Source organism: Brevibacillus sp. YAE8 (assembly GCF_057543335.1).
In genome coordinates this window covers 422,017-439,752 of sequence record NZ_BAAIYG010000003.1, presented here as the reverse complement: position 1 = coordinate 439,752, position 17,736 = coordinate 422,017, and the positions used below count along the sequence as shown (strand labels likewise).

Here is a 17,736-nt window from a genome sequence, read left to right as displayed (position 1 = left end):
GCGAGACTGCTGAGCTTTGGATAACCCGCATGAAGGCTTCGGCGGGAAGCTGCGGGGAGTGGCCGGACAAGGCTTTAGCGTCATCGGGCACGACTATTTGGATACCGTGCGAAAAGCAGGAGCGATTCCGCTCGGGATTCCTGTCGGGGATCTCGATGCTTGCCAAGAGCTTGTAGCGGCGGTCGATGGCATTGTGCTGGCGGGCGGAGAGGATATCGACCCGGTGCGGTAAGGGGCCAGGATTGACATGCGCTGCTCGGCGCTTGCGCCGGAACGCGACGAATACGAACTGAAGCTGCTGGAGGCGGCGCTGGCTGCCAACACGGGCTAAAAAACAAAAAGGCAAGGGAAAAGCTCCCCTGCCTGTTGATCGCGCTTGCCTATTCCTTTTTATTGCCGGACTGCTCTTCTTCGTAAAACCAGAGCGGATCGTCGCAATCCTCATCGCCGTTGTAGTTAATCAAAATCTCTTCGCCCGCCTGAATGTCGCGATAGGCGTAGAAATCGAACGTGTGGTTGTCAAAATTGATGCTGTACGTGGCGTTTGGCGTGTAGGAATGGTTGAATAGCATGCCGTAGCCGAGCAAAAACGCGGTATGGTTGGCACCGTATTCAAATGCGTAGTCCGCCAAAAGCGTTTTTTCAATGTGCTCGTGTTCCTCGTTCAGATAAGGAAGAACCGGAGCTTCATGGAGCAATTCGCCTTTTGCAAAGTCGCGCATGGCGAAAACGCCTCTGTTTAATTCTCCGTTGCTCAGCTTGGAGGTCTTGACTTCGAGCATGTGGTTCACCTGCCATTCTTCATGTCTGGTATCGTAAAAACGGGTCCTTCTAAGGATGACAGTGGTTGGTGCGGAAAGCAACTGTTTTCGGTTGGGAGCTTACTTTTTCATAATCAGATGGTGGCGCACCGCGTAGGCGGCGAGCTGCACGCGATTGGCCAATTGCAGCTTTTCCAGGATGTTTTTCAGGTGATTTTTCACCGTGTTTTCCGCGATAATCAACGCTTCGCTGATTTCCCTGTTCGTCTTTCCTGCTCCGACGTACATGACGATTTCCCGTTCGCGCGGCGTCAGCACATCCGGCACCAAATCGTCCACGTGCTCCTCCTGCCTGAACCGGTACATCAGCCGGGTGGCCATTTCCCGCGTCAGCTCGCTGTCTTCGCCAAGCAACGCGTGCAAGTAGTTGATCCAGTCGTCTGGCTCCAGATTTTTCAGCAAATAGCCTTGCGCGCCGAATTGAATCGCGGTAATCAAGTCTGCAACGTCATCCGAGACGCTCAGGATGACGACCTTGATGTGCGGGTACGCTTTTTTCACCTCGCGGGTCGCTTCCAGGCCGCTCCATTTCGGCATGTTGATGTCCATCAGCACCAGATCGGGCTGCAACTGTCCACAGAGCAAAAAAGCTTCCTCGCCGTTTTCGGCCTCGCCGATCACTTCAAACGAAGGGTCCGGGTCCAAGAGCGAGCGAATCGCCATGCGAGCCATCGGGTGGTCGTCAGCGATCAGCACACGGTATGCGTTCATTGCGAAAAACCTCCAGGATGGGCTGTCAGGCGAATGATGGTGCCGCCGTCTGCCCGTTTTTGAATGTCAATTGCGGCGTTCAACTGGCGCGCCCGCTCGCGCATCATCGACAAGCCGTATTTTTTCGTGTCTGGCTTGGTGTGGGCAATTCCCACGCCGTCGTCCTCGATCACGAGCTGCCAGCTCCGCGGCTCGCCTGTCGTCAGTCGAATCCAGGAATGCTTGGCCTGCGCATGTTTGCGGATGTTGGCAAAAGCTTCCTGGATGATTCCGAACAGTTGCACTTCCTCCGCAGGGGTGAAAAAGCTTTCCTTCACGCGCAAATCCGCTGCGACATCGACGCCGGACAGCGCGCTCCACTGCGTCAGCCATTTTTCCAGCCGCTGGTCGAAGCTGCCTTCCTCCGGCAACGAGCGCAGGTTGAAAATCGCCTGGCGCACGTGGTTGTCGATGGCCGAAACCGCTACTCTGGCGTCATCCAAATGCCCCTGCTTCAGCTTGACATTGAGAAAAAACAAAGATTGCGCGATGCCGTCGTGCAACTCCCGGGCCAAACGCTCGCGCTCCTCGTACACGGCCCGCCTGGCTTGCTCCTCGACGATCCGCGCGTTCATCTGCTTGATCGTGCGAAACATCCAGGTGGCGAACAAATAAGACAACAAGAGCGTCAGCAAAGTAATATATACGTTGCCCGTTTCCATGGACATATAAGGCAGCAAAAAATCGTGCCGAACAAATTCGAAGCCCCCGATAATGATCGTGGGAATGAGCACGGTCAGCCAGTAAAACAAGCGATACGACATAACAAATCCCTTCTTTGCGGTTGGTCATCACTCCTAAGTATACCGAATGGGACAAGCGGATGATATACTCGTAGGAGAAAAGGTGGCGAAAGCAGGAGGGAGATTCATGCATACAATCGCGAGAGCATTGACGATAGCAGGATCAGACAGCGGGGGCGGAGCGGGCATCCAGGCCGATTTGAAGACGTTTCACCAACTCGGCGTTTACGGAATGAGCGCGATTACGGCGATTACGGCGCAAAATACGTTGGGCGTGGCCGGGGTGTATCCGCTGCCGACAGAGGCGGTGGCCCAGCAGATGCGCGAAGTGTTGCGCGACCTGGGAGCGGATGCGGCGAAGACGGGAATGCTGTTTGATGCGGACATCATCCGCGCAGTGGCGGCAGAGGTGCGCGCCGCGAGTCTGCAAAAGCTGGTCGTAGACCCGGTGATGATCGCCAAGGGCGGGGCCAAGCTGCTCTTGGACGAAGCGATTGACGCGCTGAAAACAGAGTTGCTGCCGCTCGCGGAAGTCGTGACGCCGAATTTGCCGGAGGCCGAGTGCCTGACAGGTATGACGATTCGCACCCCGGACGATATGCGCGAAGGCGCCCGCGCGATTCATGCGCTCGGAGCGCGCAACGTCTTGATGAAGGGCGGCCACCTCGACGGTGATACGGTCGTCGACATTTTGTTTGACGGCCGCGACTTTTTCGAGCTGTCGCATGAGCGCATCCAGACCCGGCATACGCACGGAACGGGCTGCACGTTTTCCGCTGCGTTGACGGCAGAGCTGGCGAAACATACGCCGCTTAGGGCTGCGGTCGAAAAAGCGAACCGCTTTATTTTTGCCGCGATCAAGACCGCTCCGCAATTGGGCGGCGGCCACGGGCCGACCAACCATTGGGCGGTTGTGGATTAACGCGAGCGGAACAAAGCAAACGGCCTCGCGGAGAAGTCGATTCTCTGCGAAGCCGTTTTTTATTTGACTTGCACGGTAAATGCGCCTTGCAAACGAACGGGGTAGTCCGTCAGGGTAAAGGTGTAGGAATCGGGGGCGCCGTTTTTCGTCAGCCTTTTGTAAAGCAGGCTGTACGTCTGGAAACGTTCCTCCGGATAGCGCGAAGAAGAGCTTCCCTGGACGTAGTCGTATTGATTCGCCCGATTGTCCGTGATGTCGCTTCCCAGATAGACGTAGCGATGCGCGTCCGCTTCCTCGATTTGCAGTTCCCAGTCCATGCCGACCACATCGTCGACCTGGCGCAGCGCTGTCAGCTTGAGCCTGGCATCAGGAGCTTTGGCGAGCGTCTGCGTCTTCGCGTCGATCACCACCTGCAGCTTGTCGCGGTCCAGCGCCCGAATCCCGCTTGCTTTCAAAAACAGCTTTTGCGGCTCCAGAAAATAGATGCTTTCCAAATTGTACACTTTGCCGTTTTCCCCGTTGTCACGCGTCGGCACGCCATTTCCCCAGAAAGCGTACGTCTGGCCGTTTTCATCCACCAGCCGCAGATCGTCAAAGCCGAAAATATGTTTGGAGTTGCCCGGATCGAAGCGGATGCTGACTTCTGTTTGCGTAGGGAACACCGTCATTTGCTCGATGGTAAACGTCTGTCCGTCCACCGTCACTTTTTTTCCGACAGGAACCACTTTTTTCTCAAATGTCGTGTATTTGCTATGGTCGATCGGAAACGTAATCGCAAGCGGAGGGTTCAGCTCTACGCCGTCGAGGTCGAGCGTCACTTTGGCTGTCAGCGCGTCAGGTACTTCGCTTGTTTCCGGGAGAAAAATATCAATCCGGTTTTTTTGCTCCTCGTTCGCTTCCACGTCCATGCTGGACCAGCTCGCTCCGTGCTCCCACTCCTTGCCGGAGGCGTCAAACAGCTCCAGCTTGCGCATCCCGACCTTTTGGCCGCTACGTTCGTGCTTCAAGGTGTAAAACAGCAGCATCCGCTTCTGATCGGTCAGCACCTGGTCGATCGTGAACGTGATGCCTGCAAGCGAGCCGCCTGTGCCGATGTCCTGGACCATCTCGTGCTCGGCAGCCCGCTGCAACCCTTTGTCATCGCGAATCAGCTCGACGAACTTTTCCATCCCGGGAATGTGGCTGACATAAGCGGCAACCGCCGGGGAGAGGCGCACCGAGAACACAAAGGCCAGGAGCAGACACCCTGCCGCAATTCCCGAGCAGAGGCGAACCAGACGGCTGCGGCGGCGTCTGCGTTGAAGGCTTTTGGCCTGGGCGATGCCAGAGCGAATGTAGTGCTCGATGTGCGGCGGTACGTGCGCGTCGGTCTGACCCTCTGTTTTTTCGATATCCATATACATTCACCAGCCTTTCCCGAGTTCTTTTCGCAATGTAGCCAACGCCTTGTGCAGCCAGGTCTTGATCGTTCCTTCCGGATGGCCGAGCCGCAACGCAATTTCGCGAATGGTCAGATCTTCAAAATATTTCAGGATGATGATGCTGCGGTAAGCAGGCGTAAGCTTGGCCAGCGCTTCCTCGATAACGAGTTTGTCCGCCGTGTGCTCCCACTGCTTGCGATCCGGGTCCGCCAGACCGTCGCCATCGGGAAAGTCGGGGGCAAACCGTTTTTTTCGTTTCAGCTCGTCCAGACATACGTGGATGAGAATGCGCGTCAGCCAGGTGCGAAAATGCGCGGGCTGCTTCAGGCGAGACAAGCGGAGATAGGAGCGGCAGGTCGCCTCCTGTATCGCCTCCAGCGCGTCCGCTTCGTTGCGCAAAAAGGCGTAAGCCACGCTGTACAGTTGCTTTTGCTGCTGGCAAATCAACTGGTAAAAAGCTTCGTCGCCTCCTTGCCTGGCTTGCGAGACAAGTTGTTCCAGATTCACATTTTCCCCCTCCTACACGTATTAGACTGCGCAAAGGCGAAAACAGTTTTGGGAAAATCGGCAATCGCTGCGTCTTTTTTGAACCAACTGCCTGCTTGTTGCTTACAGTAAAGGAAGAAGCAATGAGGGTGGGGGAAGGCATGTGGACCAAATGGGTAACGATTCATGAATCGTACGGGCTTCCTAGAGTGGCGAGCGAGTGCCGGCGATATTTGGAGATAAAAGGAATCCGGGTCAGGCTGTTGTCCAGAGAAACGAAAAAAGGCGGGTATGTGTACACGCTGCAGGTGCCGTCCAGCCAGGCGGCGGAAGCGCGACAGTGGCTGCGCGAGTTCAAAAGCACGCTGTAGAGCGTGAGCAGCCAGTGATCTCCTCGAAAGCTTGTCCGACTGTGCAGGCCATACTACACACTGGGAGGGATCTTGCGCTTATGGTGACGACACTGCTGGAAGCACCCGCGAAAACAGGGCAGAAAAAAGCTGGCCTGTTTGTGCCCGACTACGTTTTCGTCGAGCCAAACGCACTGAACTATCCGCTCGGCCAGGAGCTGTACCAGCGTTTGCAAGCGGAAGGCATCCCGCTGCAAATGACAACCAGCCACAATCAGGTGCGCGGCATTCCCGGCGAGACAGAGGTGGAAAAGTACCGCAATGCCAAGCGAACATTGGTCATTGGGGTGCGCAAAACGTTGAAGTTCGAAACCTCCAAGCCGTCTGCCGAATACGCGATTCCGCTGGCTACAGGCTGCGCGGCGCATTGCCACTACTGCTATTTGAATACGAACATCGGGTCCAAGCCGTACGTTCGCGTCTACGTCAATACCGATGAAATTTTGGCCCAGGCGAAAACATACATCGAGGAACGGCCGGGAGAGATTACCCGATTCGAGGCAGCCTGTACGTCCGATCCGGTCAGCATCGAGCATTTGACAGGAAACCTGAAGCGAGCGATCGAATTTATGGGGGAACAGGAGTATGGCCGTCTGCGGTTCGTTACCAAGTTTCACCACGTCGATTCGTTGCTCGATGCGAAACATAACAAGCATACCCGTTTTCGCTTCAGCATGAATGCCGATTACGTCATCAAAAACTTCGAGCCGGGCACTTCCAGCTTTGCGCAAAGAATTGAAGCGGCGGGCAAAGTGGCAAAAGCAGGCTATCCGCTCGGCTTCATTTTGGCCCCCTTATACTGGTTTGACGGATGGGAGGAAGGCTACACCGACTTGCTGGAACGGCTGCGAAACCAGCTCGTCCCGGAAGCGCTGGCCGACCTGACTTTTGAGCTGATCCAGCACCGCTTCACCAAAATTGCCAAAAACTTGATTTTGCAGCGCTATCCGAAAACCAAGCTGGCGATGAACGAGGAGGAGCGCAAATACAAATGGGGCAAGTACGGCAAAGGCAAGTACGTCTACCCGGACGTGCAGGCCAAAGCCTTGCAGGCGCATTTGGAGAGGGAGATTGCGAGACTGTTTCCCAAGGCCAAAATCGAGTATTTTACGTAGCGCAAAAGCGTTTGTCCGACCGACTGCTCTGATCGTCAGGAGCAGTTTTTTTTATTGGAAAAAAGCGGCATGCGACAGAAAAGGAATGGTTTCGACAAATGGAAGTACGCGTGCTAAAATATGGAGTGCTCTCATTTTGGCGAAAGGAACAGAGGCGTATATGAAGTCCATATTAATAACTGTCGAGGGACCGATCGGTATTGGGAAAACCTCGTTGGCGCGGGAACTGCACCGCACTTGCGAATTGCAATTATTGGAAGAAATTGTTTATGAAAATCCGTTTCTAGGAAAGTTTTACGAGAACATCGCGGAGTGGAGCTTTCAGCTAGAGATGTTTTTCCTGTGCAACCGCTACAAGCAGTTGCAGGATATTCACGCCCACTATCTCAACCAGGGCATTTCTGTCGTATCCGATTACAATATTTTTAAAAATACGATTTTTGCCAAACGAACGCTGTCCGACAACAATCTCCCGAAGTATCTCAAAATTTATGATATCCTGACAGAAGATTTGCCGCAGGCCCATCTGGTCATTTACTTGACGGCGTCCATCGACACGGTCATGAAGCGGATCGCCATGCGCGATCGCGAGGTGGAGCGGACGATGGATGTGGGCTATATGGAAAATCTGATCGCCGATTACAACGAATTTATGGACGAGTTTGAAAAGCACCACCCGGATACGCCTGTCATCAAATTCAACTGTGACGAGCTGGATTTCGTCCATCGGCCAGAGGATCGGCAGTATATGCTCGATCTCATCCTGCCGCGCATTCAGGAGCTGCGGGGGCAACAGGCATAACGATGCCGTGTGATTGGCAAGTATTTCAATAAGGAGTTGCGTACATGTCTAGGTTTCAAAACAGCCATCTTCGTGAAAAATACGGCATTCCGAGCAATGCGGTCATCACCATCGGCGGAACGGTAGGCGTCGGCAAATCGACGTTCACCCACGCCCTGGCCGATCAGCTCGGTTTTCGCGTGTCCGTGGAAAAAGTGGACAACAACCCTTACCTTGGCCGTTATTACAACGATTTGTCCCGCTGGGGCTTTCACCTGCAAATCTTTTTCCTGGCCGAGCGCTTCAAGGAGCAGAAGCGGATGTTCGACTACGGCGGCGGCTTCGTCCAGGATCGCTCGATTTACGAGGATACCGGCATTTTCGCCCGCATGCTGTACGAGCAGGGCAACATGACGGAAGAAGACTACCGCACGTACACAGAGCTGTTCGAAGCGATGGTCATGACGCCGTACTTCCCGCATCCCGATATTTTGATCTACCTGGAAGGCAGCTTCGATGACATTATCGGGCGCGTCCAGGAGCGGGGACGCCCGATGGAGCAGCAGACCCCGATCGACTACTGGCGCGATTTGTTCAACCGCTATGATAGCTGGATTCACTCGTTTACCTCCTGTCCTGTTCTGCGGGTGAACATCAACGAGTACGACGTCGTGGACGACCCGGCCTCCGTGGAGAGCATCATTGCCCGTGCGGCGGAAAAAATTCGCCTGGGACGAGCTGCGCGCCTGCCGTAGCCAGCCCAAAAACCCCCTATCCTCCTACTGTATGGCAAGGCTTGCCGCCAGCAGGAAAGACAGGGGATTTTTGTTTTCGGCTGTGTTTGCCATTCACCGGGCGGGATAGTCTTCGAGCCTCAGCGCATCGCTGTCGTCGTTTCTTCGCGAGCGTGCTTTTGGTCAGGCTTCCTGCGGTTTTCCGTGCACTTCGGCGGGGGGAAATCGGCTGCGGATAAACCCCGCTGTGGTATAATGAGAGCATCTTGGAATTAAAGGAGCTAGGGAATGGCAGAAGAATGGTTTGAACGCAGCTTTCGCGAAGATTACGTACTTGTGTATCGGCATCGGGACGATTCGGCGGCCGACAGCGAGATCGCCAATCTGCTCGAGCGATTGCCGGTAAAGAGCACGGGGCGCGTACTTGATCTTTGCTGTGGGAGCGGGCGGCATTCGCGTGCGCTGGCTCGCAGAGGATACGAAGTCGTAGGTGTCGACCTGTCCCCCGTGCTGCTGCAGCTTGCGGAAGAGCAGAACACCTATCCACAGCTCAGCTTCGCTCGCTGCGACATGCGCCATATTCCGTATCGGGACGAATTTGACATCGTAGTCAACCTGTTCACCAGCTTTGGCTATTTTTCGTCCGATGAGGAAAACGCGCAGGTCGTCCGCAATATGGCGCAGGCATTGAAGGTGAACGGGGAAGTCGTCATCGACTATTTGAACCCCGCCTACGTGAAGCAGCATCTTGTCCCGCACTCCACCAAAGAGGTCAGCGGGATGCTGATCGAGGAGAAGCGCTGGATCGAGGACGAGGCGGTAAAAAAGCGGATTTTGATTCGAGACGATCCCGCCGCACAGTCGAGGGAGTACTTGGAGCAGGTTCGGCTTTTCTCCGTGGAACAGATGACGGCCATGCTGGAGCTGGCCGGATTCGGACAAATTCAGGTATTCGGCAATTACCAATTTGAACCGTATATAGCCAGTCAATCGCCGCGCATGATTTTTTACGCGATCAAGCAATAGGTAGCGCGGATAAGCGTGACTAACCTTTCTGTCTGCTGAATATGATGGTGTTACCACCGATTCATCGGACAAAAGGGGGGCGATGTGAGTGAGCAAGCTGTCTTTGGAACAGGTCAAACTGTATTTGAGCAAGGTTCCGGGCTGGAAGCTGGTAGAAGACAGGATGGCGCTGTCTCGCACATATCACTGTAGAGACTTTGCCACGGCTGTGAGCTTTGTAAACCGTGTGGCGGAAATGCTTGAGCATGACAGTCAGCATGTCGAGATTCACCTGTCTGGCGGAACTGTGACGTTTACGCTCGCGACCCGCGAGGCAAAAGGGCTGACGGGCAAAGATTTTGCCCTCGCCCAGACGATCAGCAAAGTAAGCTAGCGTCAGGAAACAGCCGCTTCGGTTTGGGAAGCGGTTTTTCTTTTGGCTTTTCCGCTGCACTTTGCTATGATGGGCAGTAATGATATTTTTTCGGAGGGATTGACAATGGAAATTCAACAGCACGAACAGCTTTTGCGCCTGCTTGCGGACGAGTTTGCCAAGCAAACGCTGTCTGTCACTTTTACGCAATGGGACACGGAAAGCGAAGACGATGAAGAAGTCGCGCAGTTTCAGGGACAACTGACAGAAGTGAAGCTCACCGACAACGAATTTGACGAAAAAGACCTGTTGCTGCTGTTTGTGGCAGCGGACGAGGAAAGCGTGGAAATTTTGATGGAAATTCCCGGAGAAGAAGTGGATCTCGCCACCTATGCAGACGGAAAACTGAACATTTTCGGTACGGAAGCGGAGATCGTCCTGGAAAAATGAACAGGAAGCCATCCTATCGCTACGTCGGAACACCCGATCCGATGAGTGAAAAAGAAGTGTACAGTTGCGAAAAGTACATGAAAAAAAACAGGCATGCGATGATAAAGGCAGGGCGGTACATGGTGGACGTACCCGCTCTGCTCGCTTTGTTTCACCTGGACTGCTGGAATTGCCGGGCGGTTCACCGCGAGACTTGCTGCGAAGGCGGCCAGCCATACGCCGTCGAGGAATGGCAAATCCCGCTGCTGGAAAAACAGGTTCCGGCGATCGCTGCCCGTTTGCAGACAGCAGGCGAGCGGGAAAACTGGGAGCGCTACGGCGTGTGGGACCGGGGACAGTTGCCAGGCACGATTCGTATGCGGCATGGCAACTGTCTGTTTTATCAGGAAAACAACGGCCGCTTCGGCTGTGCGATCCACGCCTACGCGGAAGAGGCAGGGCACGATGTCCTGCCGCTCAAGCCGTTCAGTTGCCAGTTGTACCCGCTGGATTTGATTGATACGGGCCAGGAAATTTTGTTGACTGCCGTGACCAAAGAGACGTCGTCCTTTTCCCGCTGGGGAACGGACTATTTGGAGCAGTTTTACTGCGCGAACCGGGAGCGCAGGATGCTGGCTGCGCACATCGACGAAAACTGGTTCGCGCTCGATGGCTACCGCCCCGCCTACGAATGGAACGTGCCGATGCTGCGCTATTTTTTGCAGGAGGAGGCGGATACCGTGCTGGACCGCCTGCGCGAGCGCAGCCATATGACAACTGTCAGTATGTAATTGGAACAGCGGATGCCTTGTGATATGATGGGGGAGCATGAACATGATTGACAAAGGAGCAACAGTGATGAACGTCAAGACTACACAAGAATCCCGCACGATCCAGGCATCCTTGGTTCAACCGTCCGATACGAATTACCACGGGACCATCTTCGGCGGGACGATGATGGCCTATATAGATGAGGTAGCGGCAATCGCTGCCATGCGGCATTCGCGCCGCCCGGTCGTGACTGCTTCCATAGACTCCATCGATTTTTTGGCACCCGTAAAAATGGGGCATTCGATCTGCCTGGAAGCGTTTGTCTCCTCGACAGGGCGCACGTCCATGGAGGTCTTTGTGAAAATCGTCTCGGAAAACCTGCAAACAGGGGAACGAGTCCTGACTGCCACTTCGTTTTTGACTTTTGTCGCGCTCGATGAAGCGGGCAATCCTACCGAGGTTCCGGCCATCGTTCCGGAAACCGAGGAAGAGAAAAGGTTGATGGCTACTGCCGAGGAGCGCAAAAAAATGCGCAAGGAACGGAAAGACAGCCTGCAAGCGTTTGTCAGCCAGTTAAACATCGAAAAAACAATCTGATGTTCGTTTGGTTTCACCCTGAGCGACAGTTCGCTCAGGGCCTTTTCTACATAGAGGCGCGAGGAGGAATCGACAATGAAGTACCGCAGATTAGGGAAAACGGAACTGACTGTTTCGGTCATTGGCGTAGGGACGTGGCAATTTGGCGGAGAGTGGGGGCAAGACTTTTCGCAGCAAGAAGTCGACCAGATTCTGGACAAGGCGCACGAGCTGGGGATCAACCTGATCGACACCGCAGAGTGCTACGGCGATCATCTGTCCGAGAAGCTGATCGGGGGCTATTTGAAAAAGAGCCGCCGCGCCGATTGGATCATCGCGACGAAGTTCGGCCACCATTTCCACGACAAGTTTTCGCGGACGAACGAGTACGGGGCTGCCGCTGTGCAGGAGCAACTGGAAAAATCGCTGCGGGCTTTGCAGACCGACTACATCGACCTGTACCAGTTCCATTCCGGGCCAGACGAAGCGTTTGACAACGACGAGCTGTGGACGTATCTGGACAAGCAGGTGCAGGCAGGGAAGATTCGCCATCTGGGGTTGTCGATTGCCAAAAACGACAACATGCATCAGGTGGGCGGAGCTTCCCGCGTCAACGCGCAGACGATCCAGGTCGTCTACAACCGGCTGGATCGCAAGCCGGAGGAAGCGGTGTTTGCGTCGTGCGCGGAGCAGGATTTGGGCGTGCTCGCACGCGTGCCGCTGGCGAGCGGTTATTTGAGCGGAAAATACAAGCCAGGAGCCGTGTTCGCCGGAAACGATGTGCGCCACCGCCACGATCCGCAGCACGTCGCCCGCCTGCTCGAAGAGGTTGCCAAAATCAAGGAAAGCGAAGTGCCGGAGGGCGTGGACATGGCGCAGTGGGCGCTGGCGTGGTGCCTGAAGCACCCGGCCGTCACGACGGTCATCCCGGGCAGCAAAAGCCCGGCACAGGTGGAGGCAAACGCCAAAGCCGCTGCCTTCGCAAGCGACGATCACCCGCAAGCGCGGGTCAAATAGCGAAAAGAGGAGCCGACAGATCGCGCCGGCTCCTCTTTTTTTTGTACATAAGTGCCACAAAGGCGTCGCCAAGGGTTTGGCGCAGCCAAGTTTTCTAACCGATCAGTCAGTCCAGAAAGCGAGCCTTGATCTCGGGAGTAGGCAGCATGCACTGTTCCTGTTTGCCAAACCAGCGGTAACGGTTTTTGGCCACCCAATCGTAGGTGAAATCGCGGACGGGACGGGGGAACAGACGGCCGAGGTAGTAGCACAGCGGCCAGGCCCCGGACAGCTTGCGCGCCACTCGCAAAATCGCGTCTGACTTGGTGTATAAGCGTCCATGGGCAATCAGGACGACAGATGACAGCCCGCTTTCGGCATACGAATAGCGGGACAAAATTTGCTGCGCTTTTTCCGACTGCAAAGAAGCGAAGTGAATGCTGCCGGAAGGATCGCGCTTGAGGATGAATTGAACGGCGCTGTTGCACAAATGGCAAACACCGTCGAACAACAAAAGATAGTCAGGGTGTTGCAGCGGCTCAGATGCTGGCTTCATCAGGCAGCCCTCCATGCTCTACAGCGAATCGAATGGTCGTGCGGTCGTGCCACCTTCGCTTTCATCATAGCAGAGAAGGGAGGGCTTTCCCAGCGCGGATAACTAGAGAATGACAAGCGCTCCTTTTTGAATCAGTTCCTCTGCTTTCACCAGGTCGGGGTACATTTCCCGGTCCTCGTGCAGACGGGGAATGACGCGGCGCAGCTCTTCGTAAGCTTTTTTCGTGCCTGCGCCCAGCTCTCCATTCCCGAAGTCGATCGCCTGTGCTGCCGCCAAATATTCGATGGCGAGCACCTTTGTCACGTTGGAAATGACCGTGCGCAGCTTGCGGGCGGCGGTTGTCCCCATGCTGACGTGGTCCTCCTGGTTTGCCGAGGACGGGATGGAATCGACGGACGCAGGATGGCACAGCACTTTGTTTTCCGAGACGATGGAAGCGGCTACATATTGCGTAATCATAAAACCGGAATGAAGACCTCCGTTTTCGGTCAAAAATCCGGGCAGGCCGCTAAGCTGCGGGTTGACGAGCCGCTCTGTGCGGCGCTCGGAGATGTTGGCCAGCTCTGCCATGGCGATCGCCAAAAAATCGGCGGCAAAGGCCATCGGCTGCCCGTGGAAGTTTCCGCCGGAGATGACATCGCCTGTTTCCGTGAACAGGATCGGGTTGTCGGTCACGCTGTTGCACTCCCGGGTGACCGTCGCCCAGACGTATTCCAGCGTATCGCGTGTCGCTCCGTGGACTTGCGGGAGGCAGCGCAGACTGTAAGGGTCCTGGACGCGCAGCTCGCCCTGCTGCGAGGTTCTTTCGCTGCCGGACAGGTGCGCGAGCAGTCGTCTCGCCGATTCCTGCTGTCCGGGATGCGGGCGGACGAGGTGCAGTTGCGGATCAAACGCTTTCGGTATGCCGCGCAACGCTTCAATCGTCATCGACGCGATCAGCTCCGCGCTTTCCAGGACGACGCGCGAATCGTACAAGGCCAGGCAGAGCAGGGCGGTCATCGCCTGCGTGCCGTTAATCAGGGCCAGACCTTCTTTGGCCTGCAGGCGAATCGGGGAGAGCCCGACTGCTTTGAGCGCCGCTTCTCCGCTCATCCGCTGTCCATTGACGATCGCTTCGCCCTTGCCGAGCATGACGAGGACCATGTGCGCGAGCGGAGCCAAATCGCCGCTGGCGCCGAGCGAGCCTTGCTGGGGAATGACCGGATGGACGCCGCGGTTGCACAGCTCGGCCAGGTGCAGCAGCGTTTCTTCCCGGATGCCGGAATAGCCTTTTGCCAGCGCATTGATTCGCAACGCCATCATGGCGCGGACGACTTCCACCGGATAAGGCTCTCCCATTCCGCAGGCGTGGCTCATAATCAAGTTTTCCTGCAGCTTGCTGACATCTTCGCCCTGAATCATGACATCGGAAAATTTGCCGAAGCCTGTGGTGATGCCGTAGACGACTTTTTGCTCCTGGAGCATCTCTTCGACCATCGCCCGGGAGCGGCGCACATTTTCCAGCGCCTCGGGGGTCAATTCGATGCGGTGAGCGTCCCTGGCAATCCGGACGACGTCTTCAATGCGCAGGCGATTCCCATTCATATGGATGACGCTTGCTTGCTGATTCATGGATAGTTTCCTCCTTTAACAGAGCAGAGAACGAAAAGAGCGAGGGGTTAGGATACTAGATCCTAACCCCTCGCTCCTGGGTTCTATGTGATTGGATGAAACGCGTAAGCCCGATTGGAGGCCGCATACGTCTTTCCTCACTTTCGCTCTACAACTGTCAGATAATTTTCGTTATTAGTATTATTGTAACGGAAGTGAGCGCGCAGTCAAGATCAAGATTGGCACGGCTCCTTCCCTATAGTGGAAAAAACGGGCTCAATCCATTTTTGGAAACTGGGCGATTGTCGTTTCTTGAGCGGGATAAATGTCATACCATGTACTGTGTTATTTCATCAGAAAGGACGTGTTCATTTCCGTGGAAAAGCGACGCAAGATGCCGCCTGTGCCTCCATCGTCCCCAAGGCGTCCCAAAGAAATGCCAAAGCCGCCTTCCTCGATAATGCCGTTGCCGTCACCGATTGTACCGTCTCCTAACGTACCATCGCCAAACGTACCGTCACCGTCGAAGCCGAAAGCGCCGCAAAGCTCGGAGAATCCGCAGCACAACATCCCGGCACGCCCGATGCCGCAACGGCCGAACGTGCCATCTCCTAACCAGATTATGCCGAATACGCCAAACCCGATGCCGCCAAAACCGATGCCGTCCAATCCGATGCCGCCAAACCGGATGCCAGCCAACCCGATGCCGCCGAACCGGATGCCAGCTAACCCGATGCCGCCGAACCGGATGCCAGCCAATCCGATGCCGCCAAACCGGATGCCGTCCAATCAAATGCCGCCAAATCGGAGGCCAGCCAACCCAATGCCGCCAAACCGCAGACCGAATCCGATGCCGCCGAACGTCATGCCGAACCGGCGTCCACCAAATGCTTCGCCAAACATGAGGCCGCCGTCAGCGGAAAACGTCCGGCCAGGCTCGGAAATCGAACTGTATTTGTTCAAGTTCCATTTCCATATGGACCGGATGCAGTATTTCCGTCACAAATGCGAGCAATACCGGGATCACCGCCGGAAATACAGCGAATACCGCAGACATTACAAACACCATCAACGGAGAATGAAGCATTATCACGACCGTTGCCAAGTTTGGCATCATAGGGGCAGCAGCTCTGGCGGACGCAGCAGCTCATCGTCTTACGGACATAGAAGCTCCTCCTCCGGACATGGCTGCGACTGTGGTTGCAGTTGCGATTAACGAGCAAGCAAAAAAAGGACGCCTGTTTTCGCGTAGGCGTCCTTTTGGCTGTTTGGCTGGCGGCAAAAGCGAATTGGTTTTCCTGCCGGGGCGATCAAGGGGCAGCGGCAAACGCCTCGACCTCAACCCCGCGTTTTTTCAGATGTTGCCGCAGAGTCAGCAGCGCATCGTCTTTGTTTTTGCATTCCAGCACAATATCGACATGGTAATCGGCGAGAGCGCTGGCAAAAGCGATAAATTCGTCCGGATCGATATTGTCCGCATGGGAGCGAAAGTCTTTGGCTGATTTCGGCGAGGACATGTGCATTTTCGGGATGCGCTTCCCCCACGTCTGGATGATGCGCGGAAGATACTCTGTCCATTCCTCGCCGTCCGAATGGCAATGGTGGTGATGGATGTCGAACACCATCGGCACACCGATCCGCTCGCACAGCTCCAACACCTCGCGCATGGTGAAGGACGTGTCGTCATTCTCCACGACCAGTCGCCGCTTGACCAGCTCGGGCAGTCGCTCAAAGTTCGCCGCAAATCGTTCCAGGGAAGTGACCTTGTCCTCGAACACACCGCCGACATGCGTGACCAGCACCGAATTGTCGTCCAATCCAAGCAGATCAAACACTTTGGCGTGATACGAAAAATCCGCTATCGCCGCCTCGACCACGGATGGCTTGTCGCTGTTCAAAATGCTGAAGTGGCCGGGGTGCGCTGTCAGGCGAATGCCGTTGTTGCGGATGAATGTGCCTGTCTTCTGAAAGTCCCAGGAAAATTCTTTGGCCCAGTCCCAGTCTGCCGCGACCGGGTGCGTAGCCAGCGGCACAAATTCCGAGGGGAGGCGATACAAAAAAATGCGGTTTTCCACGTTGTAGGCGAGCAAATCCATCAGGTTGAAAAAATTCGTCTGCAACACTTGCCGCAGCTTTTTCAGGCGCGCCTGCGGCTCCAGTTTATTGATTTGCGCAACGGTCGTCTTTTTGTTCGGATTGTTTTTCAGCTTGACGCTGATGCAGGCATAGCCCAAACGGATCAAGGAAATCACCCCTGGGATCGTCGTCACCACGTAGTATCCCCAAAAACAGCAGCGGCGTGTGATATGAAAACTTCCCAGTTGCGCGCATGAAGCTGAGCAAACAGGCAGGGCGCCTGCGTACACCCTTTTTCGATCGGCATGTTTCCTTTCCGTACGGCCACCCGCCTGCAACGGACAAGCATCAGGTGCGATGGATTGCCGCAGCGACACGGTAAATGCTTGGGCAACGGGCCGCCGCGACTCATAAGCCAAAGCCCTCGGAGAAAAGCTACTGGTAGAAACGAACGATAAACCGTAAAGGAGCGAAGCGTGATGAGCAAAAGCAAAAGCGTGAGAACGTTACTCGTCATCGGAACCGTTCTGCTTCACCTGACTTCCCCAGCTCTCGCCAGACAAGCGGCGGAACCGGGCCAGATGATGCAGCAAGCGGCGCGGCAACAGGCGGAGAGCGAGCACAATCGCTACGAAGTGGCAGGCATTACCGACCCGGTTGCCTTTGAAGCTTTTTTCCACAAGCTTCAGGAGGCGGTGAAGGCCGGGAACAAAGCACAAGTCGCAAGAATGGTCCAGTATCCGCTGCGCATAAACAAGGACGGGGGCAGCCGCTACGTGCAAAATGAGCAGCAGTTCCTCGCGGAGTACGACGAGATTGTCACACCGAAGGTCAAGGAAGCTTTGCTCGCCCAAAACGTCCGTGAGACGTTCGTCAACGCCCAAGGCGTGATGGTGGGCAACGGTGAACTGTGGCTGGGCCAAAGCGGCGGCAAGTACGTGTGGTTTGCCGTCAATTTGTAGGAAGCGGGGCAGGGCTTTTCTGCGGAAAAGCCATAAAGGACGCTGTTCAAAAATTTTTATTGCGTTTTATGTATATTTTACGTGGACATTATAGATAGAAAATTCTAAAATAACTAATAAATAGACAGGGATCGAGGTGGATTCGACAAAAAATGTCCTTCTGAAATGGACATTTGTAATTTTGGCTCACACGTGATAGAATTCACGGAAAGCCAATTT

At 55.2% G+C, this 17,736-nt stretch carries 23 protein-coding genes; 13 read left to right on the top strand and 10 right to left on the bottom strand.

Going from position 1 to position 17,736, the window contains the following annotated elements; all coding sequences use genetic code 11:
* Positions 1–16: 16 nt before the first annotated feature.
* Positions 17–232, top strand: a complete 216-nt coding sequence (locus tag AC27IT_RS07665; RefSeq protein WP_487091706.1) for a gamma-glutamyl-gamma-aminobutyrate hydrolase family protein — start codon at positions 17–19, stop codon at positions 230–232.
* Positions 233–380: 148 nt separating this feature from the next.
* Here the strand turns inward: AC27IT_RS07665 and AC27IT_RS07660 are convergent, their stop codons facing one another.
* The 3 genes from AC27IT_RS07660 to AC27IT_RS07650 form a co-directional block, all read right to left on the bottom strand.
* Positions 381–782 (bottom strand): SET domain-containing protein, encoded by a 402-nt coding sequence (locus tag AC27IT_RS07660; RefSeq protein WP_005827990.1) that lies wholly within the window; start codon positions 780–782, stop codon positions 381–383.
* Between the two features lie 99 nt (positions 783–881).
* Positions 882–1,532, bottom strand: coding sequence for a response regulator (locus AC27IT_RS07655; protein WP_005827993.1), 651 nt, complete (start codon positions 1,530–1,532; stop codon positions 882–884).
* On the bottom strand, positions 1,529–2,335 hold the full coding sequence (locus tag AC27IT_RS07650) for a sensor histidine kinase (RefSeq protein ID WP_005827995.1): 807 nt from the start codon (positions 2,333–2,335) through the stop codon (positions 1,529–1,531). Before AC27IT_RS07650 ends, AC27IT_RS07655 begins: the two co-directional genes overlap by 4 nt.
* A 106-nt stretch (positions 2,336–2,441) precedes the next feature.
* On the opposite strand from AC27IT_RS07650, the gene thiD reads away from it, so the two are divergent.
* Positions 2,442–3,236 (top strand): bifunctional hydroxymethylpyrimidine kinase/phosphomethylpyrimidine kinase, encoded by a 795-nt coding sequence (thiD, locus tag AC27IT_RS07645; RefSeq protein WP_007785042.1) that lies wholly within the window; start codon positions 2,442–2,444, stop codon positions 3,234–3,236.
* A gap of 59 nt (positions 3,237–3,295) precedes the next feature.
* Here thiD and AC27IT_RS07640 read toward each other — a convergent pair whose 3' ends face one another.
* Positions 3,296–4,633, bottom strand: coding sequence for a DUF4179 domain-containing protein (locus AC27IT_RS07640; protein WP_487091705.1), 1,338 nt, complete (start codon positions 4,631–4,633; stop codon positions 3,296–3,298).
* A 6-nt stretch (positions 4,634–4,639) separates the two neighbouring features.
* Positions 4,640–5,164 (bottom strand): sigma-70 family RNA polymerase sigma factor, encoded by a 525-nt coding sequence (locus AC27IT_RS07635; protein WP_221842729.1) that lies wholly within the window; start codon positions 5,162–5,164, stop codon positions 4,640–4,642.
* A gap of 140 nt (positions 5,165–5,304) precedes the next feature.
* Here AC27IT_RS07635 and AC27IT_RS07630 point away from each other — a divergent pair, with 140 nt between their 5' ends.
* The 10 genes from AC27IT_RS07630 (at position 5,305) to AC27IT_RS07585 (ending at position 12,354) form a co-directional block, all read left to right on the top strand.
* Entirely contained in the window at positions 5,305–5,514 is a 210-nt protein-coding gene (locus tag AC27IT_RS07630; protein ID WP_035317425.1) for a hypothetical protein, read from the top strand.
* 80 nt (positions 5,515–5,594) lie between these two features.
* Positions 5,595–6,668: a spore photoproduct lyase gene (gene splB, locus AC27IT_RS07625; protein ID WP_005828004.1), complete on the top strand. Its 1,074-nt coding sequence runs from the start codon at positions 5,595–5,597 to the stop codon at positions 6,666–6,668.
* Positions 6,669–6,828: 160 nt separating this feature from the next.
* Positions 6,829–7,470, top strand: coding sequence for a deoxynucleoside kinase (locus tag AC27IT_RS07620; RefSeq protein WP_025848528.1), 642 nt, complete (start codon positions 6,829–6,831; stop codon positions 7,468–7,470).
* A 44-nt stretch (positions 7,471–7,514) separates the two neighbouring features.
* The gene (locus AC27IT_RS07615) at positions 7,515–8,204 is read left to right on the top strand and encodes a deoxynucleoside kinase (RefSeq protein ID WP_005828008.1); all 690 of its coding nucleotides are present in this window, start codon (positions 7,515–7,517) and stop codon (positions 8,202–8,204) included.
* A gap of 267 nt (positions 8,205–8,471) precedes the next feature.
* Positions 8,472–9,209 carry a class I SAM-dependent methyltransferase gene (locus AC27IT_RS07610; RefSeq protein WP_487091704.1) on the top strand — a complete coding sequence of 246 codons (738 nt, stop codon included), beginning with the start codon at positions 8,472–8,474 and terminating at the stop codon, positions 9,207–9,209.
* 88 nt (positions 9,210–9,297) lie between these two features.
* Positions 9,298–9,582, top strand: coding sequence for a 4a-hydroxytetrahydrobiopterin dehydratase (locus tag AC27IT_RS07605; RefSeq protein WP_005828012.1), 285 nt, complete (start codon positions 9,298–9,300; stop codon positions 9,580–9,582).
* Positions 9,583–9,687: 105 nt separating this feature from the next.
* Positions 9,688–10,011, top strand: coding sequence for a hypothetical protein (locus AC27IT_RS07600; RefSeq protein ID WP_007785058.1), 324 nt, complete (start codon positions 9,688–9,690; stop codon positions 10,009–10,011).
* Positions 10,008–10,781 (top strand): DUF3109 family protein, encoded by a 774-nt coding sequence (locus AC27IT_RS07595; RefSeq protein WP_429775949.1) that lies wholly within the window; start codon positions 10,008–10,010, stop codon positions 10,779–10,781. The genes AC27IT_RS07600 and AC27IT_RS07595 overlap by 4 nt, the downstream gene beginning before the upstream one ends.
* Positions 10,782–10,848: 67 nt before the next feature.
* The gene (locus AC27IT_RS07590; protein ID WP_025848534.1) at positions 10,849–11,358 is read left to right on the top strand and encodes an acyl-CoA thioesterase; all 510 of its coding nucleotides are present in this window, start codon (positions 10,849–10,851) and stop codon (positions 11,356–11,358) included.
* Between the two features lie 75 nt (positions 11,359–11,433).
* Positions 11,434–12,354 carry an aldo/keto reductase gene (locus AC27IT_RS07585; RefSeq protein ID WP_026557012.1) on the top strand — a complete coding sequence of 307 codons (921 nt, stop codon included), beginning with the start codon at positions 11,434–11,436 and terminating at the stop codon, positions 12,352–12,354.
* 106 nt (positions 12,355–12,460) lie between these two features.
* On the opposite strand, the gene AC27IT_RS07580 is transcribed toward AC27IT_RS07585, so the two are convergent.
* From AC27IT_RS07580 to uvsE, 5 genes are all read right to left on the bottom strand, one after another.
* Positions 12,461–12,889 carry a thiol-disulfide oxidoreductase DCC family protein gene (locus tag AC27IT_RS07580; RefSeq protein ID WP_005828022.1) on the bottom strand — a complete coding sequence of 143 codons (429 nt, stop codon included), beginning with the start codon at positions 12,887–12,889 and terminating at the stop codon, positions 12,461–12,463.
* A 102-nt stretch (positions 12,890–12,991) separates the two neighbouring features.
* Entirely contained in the window at positions 12,992–14,500 is a 1,509-nt protein-coding gene (hutH, locus tag AC27IT_RS07575) for a histidine ammonia-lyase (RefSeq protein ID WP_487091703.1), read from the bottom strand.
* Positions 14,501–14,824: 324 nt separating this feature from the next.
* Positions 14,825–15,268 (bottom strand): hypothetical protein, encoded by a 444-nt coding sequence (locus AC27IT_RS07570; RefSeq protein ID WP_235694771.1) that lies wholly within the window; start codon positions 15,266–15,268, stop codon positions 14,825–14,827.
* Positions 15,269–15,442, bottom strand: coding sequence for a hypothetical protein (locus AC27IT_RS07565; RefSeq protein WP_155808674.1), 174 nt, complete (start codon positions 15,440–15,442; stop codon positions 15,269–15,271).
* 347 nt (positions 15,443–15,789) lie between these two features.
* Entirely contained in the window at positions 15,790–16,722 is a 933-nt protein-coding gene (gene uvsE / locus AC27IT_RS07560) for a UV DNA damage repair endonuclease UvsE (RefSeq protein ID WP_221842765.1), read from the bottom strand.
* A gap of 312 nt (positions 16,723–17,034) precedes the next feature.
* Between uvsE and AC27IT_RS07555 the strand changes: the two genes are divergently transcribed.
* Entirely contained in the window at positions 17,035–17,517 is a 483-nt protein-coding gene (locus AC27IT_RS07555; protein WP_025848541.1) for a hypothetical protein, read from the top strand.
* Positions 17,518–17,736: the final 219 nt, after the last annotated feature.